This is a genomic window from Myroides sp. WP-1, assembly GCF_014145635.1.
In the GTDB taxonomy this organism is placed as follows: domain Bacteria; phylum Bacteroidota; class Bacteroidia; order Flavobacteriales; family Flavobacteriaceae; genus Flavobacterium.
In genome coordinates this window covers 1-570 of the sequence record NZ_JACHTC010000075.1, presented here as the reverse complement: position 1 = coordinate 570, position 570 = coordinate 1, and the positions used below count along the sequence as shown (strand labels likewise).

The 570-nt window shown below is 37.5% G+C and carries 1 pseudogene; it reads left to right on the top strand.

Annotation, left to right across the window (positions count from 1 at the left end):
- Positions 1–570, top strand: a pseudogene (locus tag H4K33_RS16400) (hypothetical protein); the annotation flags it as partial.

The window sequence follows — 570 nt, the reverse complement described above, 5'->3', positions numbered from 1 at the left end:
CCAACTCAAAAGGTGAAGAGCAAACGATTGATTTAGGTGCATTAGTAGCAGCTAACGAAACGTTGACTGTATTGACATATGACAAAGCAACGAATACGTTAACGTATGCTGATGAAGATAAGATCACACACGATTTAGTATTGGGAACAGGAGCTGTATCATATGACGCTGCAACAAACACGTTAACTTACGTAGATGCAACAGGAACATCTAAAGACTTTGTATTTAACGAAACAAGCTTAGTCTACAACGATACGACTAACATCTTAACGTATACCAATTCAAAAGGTGAAGAGCAAACGATTGATTTAGGTGCATTAGTAGCAGCTAACGAAACGTTGACTGTATTGACATATGACAAAGCAACAAATACGTTAACGTATGCTGATGAAGATAAGATCGCGCACGATTTAGTATTGGGAACAGGAGCTGTATCATATGATGCTGCAACAAACACGTTAACTTACGTAGATGCAACAGGAACATCTAAAGACTTTGTATTTAACGAAACAAGCTTAGTCTACAACGATACGACTAACATCTTAACGTATACCAATTCAAAAGGTGAAG